This window comes from Caballeronia sp. KNU42, from assembly GCF_053760385.1.
In genome coordinates this window covers 2,673,796-2,691,983 of record NZ_CM132388.1, presented here as the reverse complement: position 1 = coordinate 2,691,983, position 18,188 = coordinate 2,673,796, and the positions used below count along the sequence as shown (strand labels likewise).

General features: G+C 59.7%; 14 protein-coding genes. 11 read left to right on the top strand and 3 right to left on the bottom strand.

Annotated features, from left to right (window positions below):
- Positions 1-26: 26 nt before the first annotated feature.
- The 3 genes from ACSOSP_RS12110 to ACSOSP_RS12100 all read right to left on the bottom strand — a co-directional run bounded on the left by ACSOSP_RS12110 (position 27) and on the right by ACSOSP_RS12100 (position 4,207).
- Positions 27-1,718: an arylsulfatase gene (locus ACSOSP_RS12110; protein ID WP_455306897.1), complete on the bottom strand. Its 1,692-nt coding sequence runs from the start codon at positions 1,716-1,718 to the stop codon at positions 27-29.
- Positions 1,719-1,842: 124 nt separating this feature from the next.
- Positions 1,843-2,898, bottom strand: a complete 1,056-nt coding sequence (locus ACSOSP_RS12105) for an HAD family hydrolase (protein ID WP_455306895.1) — start codon at positions 2,896-2,898, stop codon at positions 1,843-1,845.
- 58 nt (positions 2,899-2,956) lie between these two features.
- Entirely contained in the window at positions 2,957-4,207 is a 1,251-nt protein-coding gene (locus ACSOSP_RS12100) for a formylglycine-generating enzyme family protein (RefSeq protein ID WP_455306893.1), read from the bottom strand.
- 446 nt (positions 4,208-4,653) lie between these two features.
- Between ACSOSP_RS12100 and ACSOSP_RS12095 the strand changes: the two genes are divergently transcribed.
- From ACSOSP_RS12095 to ACSOSP_RS12045, 11 genes are all read left to right on the top strand, one after another.
- Complete coding sequence (locus tag ACSOSP_RS12095) at positions 4,654-5,619, top strand: AAA family ATPase (protein ID WP_455310940.1); 966 nt, start codon at positions 4,654-4,656, stop codon at positions 5,617-5,619.
- A gap of 55 nt (positions 5,620-5,674) precedes the next feature.
- Positions 5,675-6,637: a DUF58 domain-containing protein gene (locus ACSOSP_RS12090; protein WP_455306891.1), complete on the top strand. Its 963-nt coding sequence runs from the start codon at positions 5,675-5,677 to the stop codon at positions 6,635-6,637.
- The gene (locus tag ACSOSP_RS12085; RefSeq protein WP_455306889.1) at positions 6,634-7,149 is read left to right on the top strand and encodes a DUF4381 domain-containing protein; all 516 of its coding nucleotides are present in this window, start codon (positions 6,634-6,636) and stop codon (positions 7,147-7,149) included. Before ACSOSP_RS12090 ends, ACSOSP_RS12085 begins: the two co-directional genes overlap by 4 nt.
- Positions 7,136-8,176: a vWA domain-containing protein gene (locus tag ACSOSP_RS12080; RefSeq protein ID WP_455306887.1), complete on the top strand. Its 1,041-nt coding sequence runs from the start codon at positions 7,136-7,138 to the stop codon at positions 8,174-8,176. Before ACSOSP_RS12085 ends, ACSOSP_RS12080 begins: the two co-directional genes overlap by 14 nt.
- The gene (locus tag ACSOSP_RS12075; protein ID WP_455306885.1) at positions 8,166-9,755 is read left to right on the top strand and encodes a vWA domain-containing protein; all 1,590 of its coding nucleotides are present in this window, start codon (positions 8,166-8,168) and stop codon (positions 9,753-9,755) included. Before ACSOSP_RS12080 ends, ACSOSP_RS12075 begins: the two co-directional genes overlap by 11 nt.
- Positions 9,752-11,092: a hypothetical protein gene (locus ACSOSP_RS12070; protein ID WP_455306883.1), complete on the top strand. Its 1,341-nt coding sequence runs from the start codon at positions 9,752-9,754 to the stop codon at positions 11,090-11,092. Before ACSOSP_RS12075 ends, ACSOSP_RS12070 begins: the two co-directional genes overlap by 4 nt.
- A gap of 189 nt (positions 11,093-11,281) precedes the next feature.
- Positions 11,282-11,554 (top strand): hypothetical protein, encoded by a 273-nt coding sequence (locus ACSOSP_RS12065; protein ID WP_455306881.1) that lies wholly within the window; start codon positions 11,282-11,284, stop codon positions 11,552-11,554.
- Between the two features lie 92 nt (positions 11,555-11,646).
- The gene (locus tag ACSOSP_RS12060; protein ID WP_455306879.1) at positions 11,647-12,942 is read left to right on the top strand and encodes a TolC family protein; all 1,296 of its coding nucleotides are present in this window, start codon (positions 11,647-11,649) and stop codon (positions 12,940-12,942) included.
- A 13-nt stretch (positions 12,943-12,955) separates the two neighbouring features.
- Positions 12,956-14,437, top strand: a complete 1,482-nt coding sequence (locus tag ACSOSP_RS12055; protein ID WP_455306877.1) for an efflux RND transporter periplasmic adaptor subunit — start codon at positions 12,956-12,958, stop codon at positions 14,435-14,437.
- Complete coding sequence (locus tag ACSOSP_RS12050; protein WP_455306876.1) at positions 14,434-17,634, top strand: efflux RND transporter permease subunit; 3,201 nt, start codon at positions 14,434-14,436, stop codon at positions 17,632-17,634. The genes ACSOSP_RS12055 and ACSOSP_RS12050 overlap by 4 nt, the downstream gene beginning before the upstream one ends.
- A complete protein-coding gene (locus tag ACSOSP_RS12045) occupies positions 17,631-17,993 on the top strand; it encodes a copper-binding protein (RefSeq protein WP_455306874.1) in 363 nt (120 codons plus the stop codon). Before ACSOSP_RS12050 ends, ACSOSP_RS12045 begins: the two co-directional genes overlap by 4 nt.
- Positions 17,994-18,188: the final 195 nt, after the last annotated feature.

The window sequence follows — 18,188 nt, the reverse complement described above, 5'->3', positions numbered from 1 at the left end:
ACCGAAGGACGCGGCATGGCGACGGCTTACTCCAGCCCGCGCTTCTTGAACGACTCGTCGATCTTCTTGTCGACTTGCCGTCGAACTGCATCGACGCTAAAGCTCGCCGGTCTCTGACTTGGCGGATAAGCGACGAAGGTCTGAAGGAAGGTCGATGCCTTCAGTGTCGCGATGCCCGTCAGGTAAGCGTTCTTCACCAACCAGTCGTTGTATTGATCCGACGTGACGTCCGCGCGCTCGTAAGGGTCCATGCGCAAGTTGAAAATCTTGGGCAAGCGCAAGCACGTAAAGGGGTTCTGCCAGATATTCAGGTTGCCCGGTGCGCGCTGCTCGCAGAACACCGCCTTCCACGCCATGCCATCCTGATCCCATCGCATCGCAACCAGCTGCCCGTCGTCATCGAAGTAATAGAACTCCGTGCGTGCACTCTTGGGCGCCTTGCCCGTCAGATACGGTAGCTGGTTGTAGCCGTCGAGATGATCCTTGAAGCTCGTGCCGCCGGCTTTCGGCGCCCATCCCTTGAGCAGCCGGTCCTTCACGCCGCCGTCACCCGCTGCCGCGAGCAGCGTCGGGAACCAGTCAAGCCCGGAGAACAGTTCATTCGACACCTCACCCGGCTTGATCACGCCCGGCCAGCGCACCATGGCGGGAACACGGAACGCACCCTCCCAGTTGGAGTCCTTCTCGCTGCGGAACGGCGTCATGGCCGCGTCCGGCCAGGAGAACATGTTCGGCCCATTGTCGGTCGTATAGATCACGATGGTGTTCTTCTCGATCTTCAGGTCATCGAGCAGCTTGAGCAACTTGCCGACATCCTGATCGTGCTCCCACATCCCGTCCGCGTATTCATTTCCGGGCATGCCGCTCTTACCTTTGAACTCGGGCCTCACGTGCGTGAACACGTGCATGCGCGTGAAGTTCATCCACACGAAGAACGGGGTGCCGGCCTTGGCTTGCTTGGTGATGAAGTCGGCTGCCTTCGCGCCCGTTTCATCGTCGATGGTTTCCATCCGCTTCTCGTTAAGCGGACCGGTATCTTCCACCTTGCCGTCAGCGGTGCTGTGAATCACGCCGCGTGGCGAAAAGTTCTTCACGTACGGGTCATTCTTGTCTTGCGGCCAATACGGACGATCGGGCTCTTCCTCTGCGTTCAGGTGATAGAGGTTGCCGTAGAACTCGTCGAAACCGTGATTGGTTGGCAGGTATTCGTTCTTGTCGCCAAGGTGATTCTTGCCGAACTGGCCGGTTGCATAACCAAGGGGCTTGAGCGCTTGCGCAATGGTGATGTCGCCTTTTTGCAGACCGACCGGCGCACCGGGTGCACCGACCTTGGACAGCCCCGTGCGCAGCGGCACCTGGCCGGTGATGAACGACGAACGTCCTGCAGTACAGCTATTTTCCGCGTAGTAGTCCGTGAACATCATCCCTTCTGCCGCAATCCGGTCGATGTTCGGCGTCTTGTAACCCATCAGACCGTGCGTATAAGCACTGACATTCGACTGGCCGATGTCGTCGCCGAAAATCACAAGGATGTTCGGCTTGGTGCCATTTTGATTGGCGGGTTTGGCTGCACTCGTTGCTGCGGGCGTAGCCGGTTTGACTGCACCTTGCGTTTGAGCCGGTGCATTGGTCGGCGGGATGACCAAAGCGCAAATCACAGCAAGGGCTATAAGCGAGGCCCCCGCTGCATAGCGCCCTTTCTTGAACATAGGTCTCATCGTGTTGCTCCAATGACGTTGATTCCAGTCTCCGTGCCACCTTGTCCGGGCAGCGCGGATTGGCTTCTCTCGACTTGCAGGTACATTGCGAATCGATATTTCTCTGGCGCTGCTTGTTTGCCGTTCAGGGCTTCGATCCGGGATAGATCGTTTGCCAGTCATCCTTCATGCTCACTACGGTCCATCCTTGTGCTACGGCTTCGTCCCAGGCTTGGTCCAGCTTGCCTATCTTCGTTTGACGGTCGTACGCGAACTCACGCACCGCGTCGTCGTGATGGACCAATAGCGCGAGATGCGGACGATTGCCCGAGGCCGTGTACTCAAGCATTTGCAAATCGCCGTCTGAATTACCGAACGCGAGAATCGGCTTGCGGCCGATGTTTCGATAGATGCCGACGGGCTTGCCCGGACCGTCATCGACGAAATCGATCTTCGGCAAGCGCGTGAGCGTTGGCTGACCGTTGCGCACTTCGTACTGGACAACCTGGCTGGAACCGACCACCTGCTCGGGCGGAATGCCATAGACCTTCTCGGCCCACGGACGCATGAATTCGATCGTGCCCCCTGAAACGATGAACGTCTTGAACCCGTTCGCGCGCAGATACGCGAGCAGTTCCAGTTGCGGCTGATACACAAGCTCGGTGTACGGTCGTTTGAATTTGGGGTGTTGCGCTGTCGCCAGCCAGTCGCGGATGGTCTTGTCATATTCGTCGACGGTCATGCCGCTGTTCGCAACGGCCATCAGTTGCAGCAATTCCTTTTCGTGGTTCGCGAGAGCGGGATAGTCGTGGGCGACAAGCGCCTTGAAGGCAGGGTTGCTCTTCCATTCTGGATGACTCGGCGCCGCAGTCTTGACTTGATCGAGCATGAAGAGGATCTGGAAATACAGGGGCTGCTCGCTCCACAATGTGCCGTCGTTGTCGAAGACGGCGATACGCTCAGCGGGCGTGACGTAGCTCGGCGATCCTTCGCGAGTGACGTCGGCGACGAACTTCGTGATCATCTGCTTCGCGGTCCCGTCACGCCAGGACGGCAAGACGTTGGCCGTACTCGGTGTCACCGGTTGCACGGCGCTCGTGCTTCCCGCGCCGGCACAGCCTGCAAGCGATAGGACGACCAACGCGCTGCCCAGGAGAGCGGAGGCGCGACATAACCAGTCGCGTCGGCAGTAAAGCTGCATCAGGACTCCTTGTATGTAACGCCATTCAATGATCGAAGCGGGTGGGCCGAATGCAGGCTTATTTGGCCGATACATCGGCGCCTGCCAGCTGCTGCCGCTGGCGTGTGTCTGCCCATGTGCTCTCGTCCATCACGAGCCTGAAGCCAAGATGCGACATGCTGTTATAGGGATCGGTACCGCGCCGCGCGCTTGGCCGGTAGCTCAGGCAGTAAGTCTCGTTGCAGAGAAATGAGCCGCCGCGTGTCACACGCTTGGGCGCCTGCACGGGTACGCCCGCGCTTGCATCCGCCGGGTCCCAGGAGTCCGCCGGGCCCGCGGGGTTGTCGATGACGCCACCCGTGGAAGCCTCGCGTCTGAACTGATCCGCTCGATACCAGTCGGCGACCCACTGCCACGCGTTACCCGTCATATCCGATAGTCCGTAACCGTTGGCCGGGAACGTTCCGACCGGACTGGTGCCGAGCGCCCCGCCGGCCTTCGGGTTCACAACTGGAAACGACTGGGGCTGCTGGCCTTGCCAGACGTTGGCCATCTGCTTGCCGCTCGGCGCGAACTGGTTACCCCATGCATAGGTGGTTTGATCGAGACCGCCTCGTGCCGCAAATTCCCATTCCGCTTCGGTCGGCAGCCGCTTGCCCGCCCACTTTGCGTACGCCTGCGCGTCTTCATAGGAGACCTGCACAACAGGGTGGTCGTCCTTGCCTGTTATGTTGCTGTCCGGACCAGTAGGGTGGCGCCAATCCGCGCCGGGTACGTAACGCCACCAGCGTGAATAGTCTTCCAGCGGGACCGGCTGCGTCGTGCCTACAAAAACCATGGCGCCGGCCACCATCGCGCTGTCGGGCGGTTGCGGCGTGCCAGGCGGAAGCTGCACTTTGAGCGACTCCCAGTCCGGTTTCTTCTCCGCTGTCGTGACGTACCCGGTGGCTGCCACGAACCTGGCGAATTCAGCGTTGGTAACGTGGTGACGATCCATCCAGAAACCGTGCACGCGGACCTTGTGCGCCGGGCGCTCATTGGCCTGCGCCTGTTTGGAGTCGCTTCCCATTTCAAACTGTCCGGCCGGTACCCAGGCCATGTCGAGCGGACCCCGCGTGCCATCGCCGTAGACGATCTGCTGATGCGGCGCGGCACGTGACGTAACCGCCCAGCTCACCGCCGCACCGACAGCAGCCGGCAGGATCACCAGCAGCGCGCCCCAAAGCAGCAATTTGCTATACCGCTTCGAACCAGTTTTCGATCCGGTGGACGCGCTGGCGCTCGGTGGGGCTTCATCCGCTTTGCGGGAGATACGCTTTTGTACGCTCATGGCCTGTTACCTCACGCCGATCATGGCGTCGTGCATGGATTCCCGGCATATTCATTTCTCGCTGCGCGAGATAAAATAAGTATGACTAAACAATACCTGGACGGGCACGCAATTGAATCTGTCGTTCTTCCAATGATCCGACCGATAGCGTCCCAAGCCTTGTCGATAACCCTGCAAACTCGAATGGACGCGATGCAAACAGTGATCCCGCGGCGCGTTTTTTCACGCCGCATTGCGGCTTACAGTGTGTAAATTAGTCTTCGTTAGTAGCCACCAATCTCATATTTGTTTAAAGCAGGCAACAACTTTTCTACGACTTGTTCATGATTTTTTAAGCGGTACTGAATCTTTGACGAACGGCGTTGCGTGCTTTAACGTCTGCGCGAAGGTCTCAGTGAAATAGCGTTAGTGCCCGGGTATCCAATAATGAAACGATTAACGGATCGATAGCCATGCGCGAAACTATCCTGCGCTTCGAAGCCAGCGTGGATGAAGCCATAGTCGGGCAGGAGGCCGTCGTCCGGCAGGTGCTGATCGCGCTTTTGGCGGACGGTCATGTGCTGCTCGAAAGCCTGCCGGGGCTCGCCAAGACACGCACCGTCAAAGCCATTGCGACGCGGCTGGCGGCAACCATGAGCCGAATCCAGTTCACGCCTGATCTGCTGCCGTCCGATATCACGGGTGCAGAGACGCTGCTCCAATCGGGAACGGAACGAACGCTGACATTTCAGCCGGGCCCCATTTTCGGCAACCTGATCCTCGCGGATGAGATTAATCGCGCACCCGCGAAGGTTCAGTCAGCTCTGCTCGAAGCCATGGAAGAGCGCCAGATTTCCGTCGCTGGAAAAACGCACAAGATGCCGGAATTGTTCCTGGTGATGGCCACGCAAAATCCGATTGAACAGGAAGGAACGTATCCATTGCCCGAGGCGCAGATGGACCGGTTTCTTTTCAAGGTCCTGATTACCTACCCATCGCCGGAAAGTGAGCGCGAAATGTTGCGACTGCTAAGACGTGAAAGCAACGATGCGCCGCAGGTGACCGACGCACTCTCCCAGGATGTCATTTTCGCCGTGCGCCAGGCGGTGCGTCAGATTGCGGTGGCGCCTGCCATCGACGAATACATTGTCTCGCTGGTCAACGCAACGCGGCACGGTGGCGAACTCGACACTGACCTCGGCAAGTGGATCGAGATTGGTGCGAGTCCGCGCGGCGCGATTGGTCTTGACCGTGCAAGCCGCGTGCAGGCGTGGCTTCAGGACCGCTGTTTCGTCACGCCCGATGACGTGCGGGCAGTTATTCATCCCGTGCTTCGGCATCGGCTGATACTTTCATATGATGCCAACGCGGACAACATCAGCGCGGACCAGGTGATCGACCGCCTGATAGAGAAAGTTGCCGTGCCGGCTTAGCGACTTGGCGCGCGAATAGCGCTCAAGCTCGCGCTCAACGCGAAGGGGACGATCAATGGCCGTGGCATCAGAAGCTGCTATTGGCCGCGTGTATATCGACGCGGCACATCTCGCGAAGCTCGAATTTCGTGCACGCGGGTTGAGCTTTGTCGCGCCTGCGCCGGTATCCAGCATCTTGTCGGGCAACCATGCGTCGCGCTTGCGTGGCCGCGGTCTTAACTTCGAAGAGATTCGCGGCTACCTTCCCGGTGACGATATCCGTCACATCGACTGGAAGGTGTCATTGCGCCTCGGCAAGCCGCAGATTCGTGCTTACACGGAAGAACGCGACCGGCCGCTCCTGGTGGTTGTCGATCAACGCATGAGCATGTTCTTCGGATCGAGGCGCGCGTTCAAGTCGGTGGTGGCGGCGGAGGCCGCGGCGCTCGCGGTATGGATGGGATTCGCCGCGGGCGATCGCGTTGGCGGCGTGATCTTCGATGACGACCGCGTCGTGCGCGTAAGGCCCTTGCGCAGCCGCAGCCGCATCAAGGTGCTGTTCAGTGCGCTCGCGGGGATGAATAGAGCGTTACATGCTGAGAGCGAATCCAGAACGAACTACGGCCAGCTCGACACCGCGCTTCAAGGCGTGCTTCAACTGGCAGGACACGACTACCTTATCTGTATCGTCAGCGATTTTGCGGGCGCAAGCGAACGCACTCGCAAGCTGTTGCGCCAGCTATCGAAGCACAACGACGTCATTGCCGCGATGGTCTTCGATCCCCTCTGGCAGCGCATGCCCGAGCATCGTGCGCTGGTGGTCAGCGAAGGCCGTCTTCAGGTGGAACTGCGCATCGAGCAGGAGAAGGTACGGGTGCCACTTTCGAGCATGTTCAGAGGCCGCACCGCGGAGGTGGCCGACCTGTTGCGATCGAGTGGCGTGCCGTTGATGGCGTTATCGACGGATGAACCCACCGTCGATCAAGTTCGACGTCTGTTCGGCGAGCGCGTCAGGCCGACCACGGGCAGCGGCCTATGATCACCTCGCTCACACCAGCCGATACACCGTTGGCGCTCAAGCCGCTGCAGGAGTTGCCGCTGCCTGAGCCCGTGTCGTGGGCACCGCAAACCATCGGCTGGGCGGCGGTTGCCGTCTTGCTGATGGCGGCTGCAATTTGGGCCGGCTGGATGGGTTGGCGTCGATATAAGCGGGAGCGCTATCGGCGAGTCGCACTAGCGGAGTTGGCAGAAATAGAGGTGGCCCTGAACGATGCGCAACATCGAACGGCCGCGCTTACCGCTATCCCGTCGCTCATCAAGCGCACCTCGCTTGCAGCCGCTCCGCGCGAACGCGTCGCGGCGCTCTCCGGTGATGAATGGCTTGCGTTTCTCAAGCGCACACGAGGACGATTCGATGAACGCAGCGGCGCGCTCCTGACGCTCGTGAGCTACGCGCCCGCTGAACAAATCGCCTCGATAACACCGCTCGAAGCCGAGACGCTGGTAAGCGTCGCTCGCGACTGGATCCAGCGCCATCATGTGGAAATTTGACTTCCCGTGGATGTTCCTGCTCCTGCCCTTGCCCGCCTTTGTGTGGTGGCTGGCGCCTGCATGGCGCGCAACGACCTCGGCGATCCGCATGCCGTTTTTCCACGAGATGGCGCAAGCAGCTGGTGAGCAACCGGCGCCCGGCGGCGTCCGTTTGCGCCGCAACGTAGTGCAGCGTTTGATGATGCCGGTGCTGTGGATCTTGCTTGTGACCGCCTCCGCAAAACCTGTATTCGTCGAGCCACCTGTGACTCGCGATGAACCCGCCCGCGACCTCATGCTGGCGATCGACCTGTCTCAATCGATGAGTACGCGCGACTTCGTGAATCCGCAAACCGGCGAGCGCATGGATCGGCTGACTGCAGTCAAACAGGTGGTCAGGGACTTCGTGGCGAAGCGCAAAGGGGATCGGATCGGGGTGGTGGTGTTTGGCGAAGCGGCGTATCCGCAAGCGCCGCTGACGCTGGATCACGACAGCGTGCTTTTGCTGTTGAACCAGATGCAGATCGGCATGGCAGGTCCGCGAACGGCGATAGGCGACGCTATCGGCCTGAGCGTGAAGCTGATGGAGAATTCGCCGGCTCAGGAAAAGGTGCTGATCTTGCTGACTGATGGCAATGACACGGCCAGCGCCATCCCGCCCGATCGTGCCGCAGACATTGCGAAGAACAACAAGCTGGTGATTCACACGGTCGGTATCGGCGACCCCAGCGCAACGGGTGAAGACAAGGTCGACCTGGACGCGTTGCAGCGCATCTCCGATATAACCGGCGGGCGCTCATTCCACGCATTGGGCAATCCGCAAGAACTTGCCGATATCTACACGACGCTCGACAAGATGACCCCCGAGAAAGTGAAGCGCGAAATCTATCGGCCGCAACGAGATTTTTTCTGGATACCGCTTGCCATTGCGCTGTCTCTGCTGACGCTCTATCACTGCTTTGCATTGCTGATAGCGGTGCTTCGCGCATCGGGGCGAAAGCAGGAGTCAGAGTCTATGGGTACCCAGGCAGCAAGCCATGGAAATTGACCTGACCGCATTTCATTTCCTGCGGCCTCAATGGTTATGGCTGCTCGTCCCCGCTGTCCTGTTGCCCGTATTCTGGTTTCGACGCAACAGTGTGCGGGCTCGCTGGCGCAACATTATCGATCCTTTGCTTCTCGAACATTTGATAGTCGGCGATACCGCACGGCGGGGCATTCAACCGGTCCATACGCTGGCATTGCTCATTGGCATTGGAGCGATTGCGGTTGCCGGACCAACCTGGCAGCAGGAACGGCCACCGTTCAATCAGGACAAGGCGCCGCTTGTGATTGTGCTTGAACTCGCCCATTCGATGGATGCAACCGACGTCGCGCCCACGCGTCTCGAGCGCGCCAAACAAAAGGTGCTCGACCTGGCGGCTGCGCGCAAGGGAGCGCGAACCGGGCTTGTGGTGTTCGCATCAACGGGGCATCTCGTCGTGCCGCCAACCGAGGACCCGGCCATGCTTCAGTTGTACTTGCCGGCACTGGCGCCATCGTTGATGCCGCACGACGGCAAGAATGTGAGCGCGGGCCTCGACATTGCCGAGCAGCTTCTGGCGAAAGACCCGGTGGCCGGGACTATCGTTTTTATCAGCGACGGGTTTGACCAGAACCAGACGGATGCATTCGTACAGAGGGCAAAACAATCTCATCATCAACTGTTGTGGCTTGCTGTCGGCACGGAGAACGGCGGCGCGATTCTCGGCCCGAACGGAACGGTTGCCATGGATGCAGAGGGCCATCCGCTGATGGGTACCTTCGACGCCGATGGCATACGTAAAGTAGCGCATGACGCCGGCATTCCGCTTGCCAGCGTCCGCGCCGACGACGATGACGTCGCGTGGGTTCAACGCCGCGCGCAGACCTGGTTGGCCGAGGTGGATGAATCGAAACGTGCGCCTCGCTGGAAGGAGACGGGCTACTGGCTGGTGTTGCCGTTGCTGGTGCTTGCGCTCTGGGGTTTCCGCAAGGGCTGGACCGTGAAATGGCTGCCTGTCGTGTTGATCTCGCTGACCTTTAGCGCGACGCCTCGCGAGGCGCAAGCGGCTTCATGGAACTGGCTGGATCTGTTTGCCACACACGATCAGCAAGGGCGCTGGGAGTTCGAGCGCGGTGACTTCAACGCGGCAGCGCAACGCTTCGATGACCCGCTTTGGAAGGGTCGCTCGTTGTATCTCGGGGGCAATTACGCGGGTGCGCTGGAAGCGTTCTCGCGACTGAAGACTGCGCAGGCTTATTTCTACATGGGCAACACGCTGGCGCATCTTGAAGACTATCCGTCGGCCATCAAGGCTTTCGACAATGCGCTAGCGCTTCAACCCGGATTGCGCGCAGCGGCGATCAACCGGGATCTGATGAAAAAACTAATAGCGCAGCCCAAGCAGGAACCTCAAAAAGACGAAGAGGATGAAGAATCAGACGAGGTGAAAATAGAAAAGAAGAAGGGCAAGGTCGAACAGAGCACGATCATCATGGAGCCGTCCGAGGACGTATGGATGCGCAACCTGAGCACATCCCCGGCCGCCTTTTTACATCGGCGATTCGAACAGGAGTCGGACGAAAATAGTGCGGGTGCGCCATGAAAATATTCGTGTTCGTTCTTTTGATCTTCATGTGGCTGATGTCAGGCTCAGCCGTGGCGCAAGGTGCGCCGCAGCTACTGGTGCGCGCGCATATCGAGCCGGCCGGGACAGTCGTGGCAGGGTCTGAAGTCAAGCTCATCGTGGATTGTCTGACGACAACCTGGTTCACCGAGGCGCCGAACTGGCCGCTATTTACTGTGCCGAATGCAATCGTCAATCTGCCGGATGAGCAAGCCGTGAATCTGCACGAAGTCATTAACGGCTCGAGTTGGTACGGCGTGAGCAGGGCGTATCGGGTCGTCCCTCAAACGGCCGGAGCGTTCGAGATTCCTTCGTTCGCAATTACGGTGTACCCGGGCGGAACGAATTCCCCGGCTACCTTAACGACACCGGCGCTAAGACTCGTTGCTACGGTTCCGGCCGGAGCGGAAGGTATGAGCGTTTTCTTTCCGACGCAAAAGCTGAGCGCAAAGCAGACGATCGAGCCGTCGCCGGATGATCTTAAAGTTGGCGGAGCGCTGACCCGAACCATTACGCAAACGGCAGCGAGAACCGAGTCGATGTTGATCCCTCCCATTAACTTCGGCGATATTGACGGACTTAAGCGCTACCCGAAACCGTCCGGGACAAAGAACATCATGCAGGACCGGGCTGGATTGGTTGCGGGTGAACGCACGGACTCTGTGACTTACGTGATCAACCGCAGCGGGAGATTCAAACTTCCGCCGGTGACCATTGAATGGTGGAACACGGCGACGCAAAGAAGAGAAAAAATCGTGCTGCCGGGCGTCAATTTTTCGGCGGCGACTGCCTGGGAAAAGCCGCTCTTTGATATTCCTCTCGATGCATTGTCTAAAGGCGGTGCACATCGGATCATTGTTATCGACCGGACGCGAGCGCTGATTGCTGTCATGAGCTTAGCCTTCCTGTTAGCGACGATCTGGACCTATCCCAGACTGGCGTTACGATACAAGCAGGCTAAGCGCGCTTGGTTTGCTGCACGGAACCGTTACGCCGAAGGAGAAACGCCGGCTTGGCGCGTTTTGCGTGCGACAGCGCGCAACGGGCCTTTGCCGCGCATCATTCCAGCGCTATATCGCTGCATGGACAAGAGCCCCGATTTCAAGCATCCGGCACGAATAGATGACCTGGATTCTTCCGCCGACGCTGACCTTAGTGAGTTGGCAAACACAGTCGCGACATATTACTCGGATAGTAATAGTACCAACACTAAGCTCGACTGGAACAAAACGCAACGAGCGCTGCGCAAGGCAGCCAAGCGTGCGCGTAAAAAACGCAATGCGCAGTCGCCGCTTCCGCCGCTCAATCAATATTAAATGCTTAGCGCTTAACGTGGCTGGTTCACTAAGCCAAGAATAACCCTTCAACTTAGGGCTTTATCTGAAATCCAGCGCTGAGCTATACTTGCCGTCGTGAAAATCCTGCGTACCTTGTTCGTCTTGTGGCTTTGCGCGGTGCTGCCCTTAACGGGGCTGGCAGCTAGCGGCTCGGCCGGACAATGTCCCATGCAGTCCATGACTCACGACTCGGGCAGCATGATGTCCACGGCCATGTCCGACTGCGAATCGATGGCAACGCTAGCCGGTCAGGACGGCAAGTCGAAAGACTCGCCATGCAAGATGACCGTGCAGTGTCAGATAGGCTGCATGAGCATTCCTGTGTCGGCTCCGGCCGTTGTCCGCAGTGCCGGCGCTTATCGGCCGATGTTTTTTCACTTTAGCCAGTCGCTGTTTGTCCGCGAGCCTGACGGCTTGTGGAAACCTCCTCGCGCGCTCTAAACCCTTCGTCACCAGTTCGCCGCTTTAGCGGTGAGGTCGTCCTGCATCCAGGACGTGATTCCCTATGGGATTCGACCGTTTGGGGTTGAGAAATGCATTCATCTATTACCGCGCCGGTATTCCGGCGTGGATGCGGGCGTGCGCCCGCGCTAGCCGTATTTTTATTCCTTCTTGGCGGCGGCGTAGCGGTTAAAGCGCAGGGGAGCGCCTTGACGCTGGACGCTGCGCTGTTATCCGCGACCGATCGCTCAGCCTCCATGCAGGCAGCGCAATCGTCCGTTCGCGCGAGCTCGCAGGCCGTTGTCAGAGCCGGCCAGTTACCCGACCCAACGCTCAAGGCGGGTGTGGATAACCTGCCCATCAATGGCTCTCAGGCGTTCACCATTGGCCAGGATTTCATGACGATGCGGCGTATCGGCATCGAACAGGAATGGGTGTCACCGGAAAAGCGCCGTCTGCGCACTGAGCTGGCTAATCAGGAAGTCGATCGCGAACGTTCGGGTTATCTCACTCAGCTAGTCAACGTGCGCGAGCAGACCGCAACCGCATGGCTCAACGCGGCCTACGCGAAGAAAGCGCTTTCGCTGCAGCAGGAACTTGCGGATCACATGGCGCACGAGCTATCGGCGACGCAAGCGTCTTATCGCGGCGCTAAAGCCAGTGCTGCAGATGTGACCCAGGCGCAGCTCATGCTCGCGCAGACCCGGGACCAGTTGCTCAAGGCGCAGCAATCGCTTCAGACGGCGCTCATTGGCTTGTCTCGATGGACGGCTGCAACGGTCACTGACGTCTCCGGCGAGCCGCCTGCGCCGGAGTCGGTGGTCGCATCGCTGCCGCCTGAAGAGCTTCAGCGTGTCGAGCCTGCGCTGATCAATGCGTCGTCGGAGATAGCGGTCGCTGACGCGGACACTGCGGTTGCGCAAAGCAATCGCAACCCGAACTGGACTTGGGAGGTCGCGTACCAGCAACGAGGTGGTCAGTACTCGAACATGGTGTCGGTTGGCGTCAGTATTCCCATTCCGCTGAACAGGAGGGATCGGCAAGACCGCGATACCGCCGAGAAGGCCGAGTTGGGAACGAAGGCGCGCTTGATGTACGAAGACGCACAGCGTCAAGTCAATGCCGATATCCACAACCTCTCCGCCACGCTCGCCAGTGGGCGCGAGCGCATCGCCAACCTGAACGCATCGCTCTTGCCCGCAGCAGACCAGCGCTTACAGCTGTCGACCGCGGCTTATCGAGCTGGCACCGGGTCACTGGCCGATACCTTCGCTGCCCGACGCGCCGTGCTCGACGCACGCTTGCAAGTGCTCGATCTCCAGCGCGACGTGTCGCTCACCTGGGCTCAACTCGAGTACCAGGTCGTGCCGCCTTCCATGACCTACTGACAGTGAGAACACGATGAACAAGAAACTTATGACGCTCGCTGTCATCGCGGCAGTGGCGTTGCTTGCTTCGGGGTATGTGGCCGGAACCTGGCACGCCAATACAACCGTGACCACAACAACCGCGTCGTCGATCAGCGAAAAAGAGCCCGGCCGCAAAGTGCTCTATTGGCACGATCCCATGATGCCGAACCAGCACTTCGATAAACCCGGCAAGTCGCCCTTCATGAACATGCAACTGGAACCTGTATTCGCGGATGAGGGTGCGTCGAGCGGTGTGAAGATCGACCCGGGTCTTCAGCAGAACCTCGGCATCAGATACGCCACGGCTCGCCGAGTCGATGTAGCGGCCAGCTTCGAGGCCGTCGGTACAACGCAGTTCGATGAGTCGCTGGCCGATGTGGTCCAGTCGCGGGTGACGGGTTACATCGACCGCTTGTTTGCGAATGCGCCGATGCAACGTGTGTCCAAAGGCGCCCCGATTGCGTCGCTGTTCGTACCGGACTGGCTGGCGCCTCAAGAGGAATACCTGGCGCTCAAGCGCAGCGGCATGGACGACGCCATGCTCGCGGCATCGCGCGAACGCATGCGCGCTTTATCGATACCCGATGCGGTCGTGGCCAACCTCGATCGCACCGGCCGTGTGCAGACGCACGTCACGTTGCAGGCGCCGGCGGCCGGCGTGATCACCGAATTAAATGTGCGCGATGGCGCGATGGTCGCACCCGGCCAGACGCTCGCCAAGGTCGCGGGCTTGAGCACGTTATGGCTCGTGATCGACGTGCCCGAAGCGCTGGCGTTGCAAGTCAAGGCGGGCATGAGTGTCGACGCCGTATTTGCCGGAGACACCACGCGGCATTTCACCGGACACATTCACGAAGTCCTGCCGGGGATCAGTACTGGCAGCCGTACCTTGCAAGCGCGCCTCGTCATCGATAACAAGGATCAGTCGCTCACCCCCGGCATGCTCATGCGCGCGCATATTGGCGGCGCGACGACGGCGTCGCGGCTGGTCGTGCCGTCCGAGGCGGTGATCACGACCGGCAAGCGCTCTATCGTGATTGTGAAGCAAGCAGATGGTCGGCTTCAGCCCGTCACCGTGACGACCGGCAACGATTCGGGCGGCAATACGGAAGTGTTGAGCGGCTTGAGTGAAGGGGAGCAGGTGGTCGCATCGGGTCAATTCCTGATCGACTCTGAGGCGAGTCTTAAGTCCGTGCTCCCGAGACTCGAAGCGCGGCCGGCGAGCGACGCGTCTGCCGCAGCCGAGACGTACGAGACGACGGGCAAGGTCGAAGCTGTCACAAGCCACGACATCACGCTTTCGCATCAACCTGTACCAGTGCTCGGCTGGGGCGCGATGACCATGGCATTCAACAAGCCTTCCGCAAGCGCATTCCCGGACGTTAAAACCGGCGAAACGGTGCACTTCGCGTTCAAGCAATCCGACGATGGATACGAGCTGACGAAGGTCGAACCAATGGGAGGTGGTAAATGATCGCGCGGCTCATTCGCTGGTCCATCAAGAACCGCTTCCTGGTCCTGCTTGCGACCGTCCTGATCACGGGCTGGGGTGTTTATTCGCTGACGCAAACACCGCTCGATGCGCTTCCCGATCTCTCGGATACGCAGGTCATCACCAAGGCATCGTATCCGGGCAAAGCGCCGCAGGTGGTCGAAGATCAGGTGACGTATCCGTTGACGACAACGCTTCTCGGCGTGCCGGGCGCCAAGACGATTCGCGCCTACTCCTCGTTCGGCGATGCATTTGTCTATGTCCTCTTCGACGACAAGACCGATCAATATTGGGCGCGTTCACGCGTGCTCGAATACCTGAATCAGGTGCAGAGCAGGTTGCCTCAGGGCGCAAGCGTCTCGCTCGGACCCGATGCAACCGGCGTCGGCTGGGTCTATGAATATGCGCTCGTCGATCGCACCGGCAAGCACGATCTTGGTCAGCTTCGTGCGCTGAACGACTGGTTCCTCAAGTTCGAACTGAAGGCCGTTCCCGATGTCTCGGAGGTGGCGTCTATCGGCGGAATGGTACGGCAGTATCAGGTCGTACTCGATCCGGACAAGCTTCGCGCCTATGGCATCACGCAAGCCACCGTGACAGATGCGCTGAAGAAAGCGAACCAGGAATCCGGCGGCTCCGTGGTGGAGCTGGCGGAGTCCGACTACATGGTGCGTTCGTCGGGTTACCTGCATTCACTCGATGACTTCCGTCACGTCGTCTTGCGTACCAACGACGCAGGGACACCCGTATTGCTCGGCGACGTTGCGCGTATCCAGATCGGACCTGAAATGCGGCGCGGCATTGCCGAGCTGAACGGCGAAGGCGAGGTTGCAGGCGGCGTGATCGTGATGCGCTCCGGCAAGAATGCGCTCACGACCATCGAGGCTGTGAAAGCGAAACTCGATACGCTGAAGAAGTCGCTGCCGCCCGGCGTTGAGATCGTCACGACCTACGATAGATCGAAGCTGATCGAGCGTGCCGTGAGCAATCTGCGAGACAAGCTGATCGAAGAGTTTGTCATCGTCGGCCTGGTCTGTGCGCTGTTTTTGTTCCATCTGCGAAGCGCTTTTGTTGCCATCCTGTCGTTGCCGCTTGGCGTGCTTGCAGCATTTATCGTGATGCGTTATCAGGGCGTCAACGCGAACCTGATGTCGCTCGGCGGCATTGCGATCGCGATCGGCGCGATGATCGATGCGGCCATCGTGATGATCGAAAACGCGCACAAGCATCTGGAAGCTTTTGACCACGCGCATCCGGATCAGCCGATCACCGCATCCGATCGATGGGAGCTCATCGCGACATCGGCGGCAGAAGTCGGGCCTGCACTGTTCTTTTCGCTGCTTATCATCACGATGTCGTTCATCCCCGTGTTCTCGCTCGAGGGCCAGGAGGGGAAGTTGTTCTCGCCGCTGGCGTTCACCAAGAGCTACACGATCGCAGCGGCCGCGCTGTTGTCGGTCACGCTGGTGCCGGTGCTGATGGGCTATTTCATCAGGGGCCGTATTCCGAACGAGAACGCCAATCCGATCAACCGAGTGCTGATCCTTTTGTATCGGCCATTGCTTGAAGCAACGCTGCGCCGGCCGTGGGCTGCGATTGGTATCGCGGTCATTGCGCTTGTGCTTACGTTGATTCCATTGTCGCGGCTAGGCGGCGAATTTTTGCCGCCGCTTGATGAAGGCGATCTTCTCTACATGCCGACCGCGCTTCCCGGTATCTCGGCGGAGAAAGCGTCGGAGCTCTTGCAGCAGACCGACCGGCTGATCAAGACGGTCCCTGAAGTCGCGACTGTATTCGGCAAATCCGGGAGAGCCGATACGGCGACCGACCCGGCGCCGCTGGAGATGTTCGAGACCACCATCCAGTTCAAGCCGCGCAGTCAGTGGCGGCCCGGCATGACGCCGGAAAAACTCGTCGATGAACTGGACCGGACGGTGAAGGTGCCGGGCTTGTCGAACGTGTGGGTGCCACCGATACGCAACCGCCTTGACATGCTGTCGACCGGCATCAAGGCCCCGGTGGGCGTGAAGATTTCGGGCGGGGATCTTGGCGTGATCGACTCCATCGCAACGCAAGTGGAAGCCGTGGTCAAGACGGTCCCCGGTGTCTCTTCCGCGCTCGCCGAGCGCTTGAATGGCGGGCGTTATATCGACGTTGATATCGATCGCCTGAAAGCTGCAAGGTACGGACTCGCGATTGCGGATATCCAGGCGGTTGTTTCATCGGCGGTGGGCGGGGAGAACGTGGGCGAGGTCATCGATGGACGTCAGCGCTTTCCCATCAATGTCCGGTATCCGCGCGACGTTCGCGACTCGCTCGAGAATCTGCGGCGCTTGCCGGTTGTCACGGAGCGGGGCGCGCAGATCATGCTTGGCGATGTCGCGGCCCTGAAGATCGCCGATGGACCTCCCATGATTCGCAGCGAGAACGCGCGGCTTGCGGGCTATGTGTACGTCGATATCCGCGACACGGACCTGCAGTCGGCGGTGACAGCGATGCAGCGGGCTGTCGCAGAGAAAGTGACTCTTCCAGCGGGTTATTCGATCACGTGGTCGGGTCAGTTCGAGTATCTGGAGCGAGCATCGGCGACGCTTCGTACCGTGATCCCGGTCACGCTCGTGATCATCTTCGTGCTGCTGTTCCTGACCTTCAATTCGGCCGCTGATGCATTGCTGCTGATGTCGACGGTTCCGTTCGCGCTGGTCGGCGGGTTCTGGCTGATATGGGCGCTGGGTCACGCGGTGTCGGTGGCAACCGCGGTTGGGTTCATCGCGCTGGCTGGCGTGGCGGCGGAGTTCGGCGTGGTGATGTTGTTGTATTTGAAACGTGCGCTTGAGCATCGTCTCGACGCCGGCGCTGTACTGACCGAGGCGCTGCTCTTCGACGCCATCCGCGAAGGCGCCGTGCTGCGCGTGCGGCCGAAAGCAATGACCGTAGCCGTGGTCCTCGCTGGTCTCATCCCGATCATGCTCGGTCACGGCGCGGGGTCGGAGGTGATGCAGCGCATCGCGGCTCCGATGGTCGGCGGCATGGTCACCGCGCCGCTCTTGTCAATGTTCGTTATCCCCGCTGCGTGGCTGTTGCTCAAGCGTCGCCAAGTGCGTCGCGAAGTCCAGGCGCGCAGCGAATTCGATGTGCCTTCCCATGTTCGTTCTATCCCCACTGGAGAAATGAAATGACTAAACTGACTTACGCCGCGTTGGCGTTGGGTGCTACGTTCGCCGTATTTGCTGTTCAGCAATCCGCAGTCGCCGACGATATGGCCGGAATGAAGATGAGTTCCGGCGAAATGAGTCCGGCGGCGGCATCGTCGAAATCCGCTTTGACCGACGCGGAAATCAGGAAAGTCGATCCGGCGTCCGGCATGGTGACGCTCAAACACGGTGCGCTGGACAATGTCGGTATGCCGCCAATGACCATGGCATTCAAAGCCCGGGACGCTGCGATGCTCAAGCAGGCTCACGAAGGAGACAAAGTGAAAGTGCGCGTTGAGAACGTGGGCGGCACGATGACTATCGTGACGATGCAAAAGCAATAAGCTGAGGACGTTGCCGCGCGCAATCGGTTCTGGCCGGCCGCAAGCGCGCGGTTGCGGCTCGTGATGTTGACAGGCTGCGCCGGCTAAGCGCGCCCTGTCGCTCACAACGCGCAAACTGACACAAAGATCTGACGGTTTTGCAGGTGCGCAAAATCCCGGCGCCGCGGCATCCCCGTGCGAGGACAGAGTTCCTAA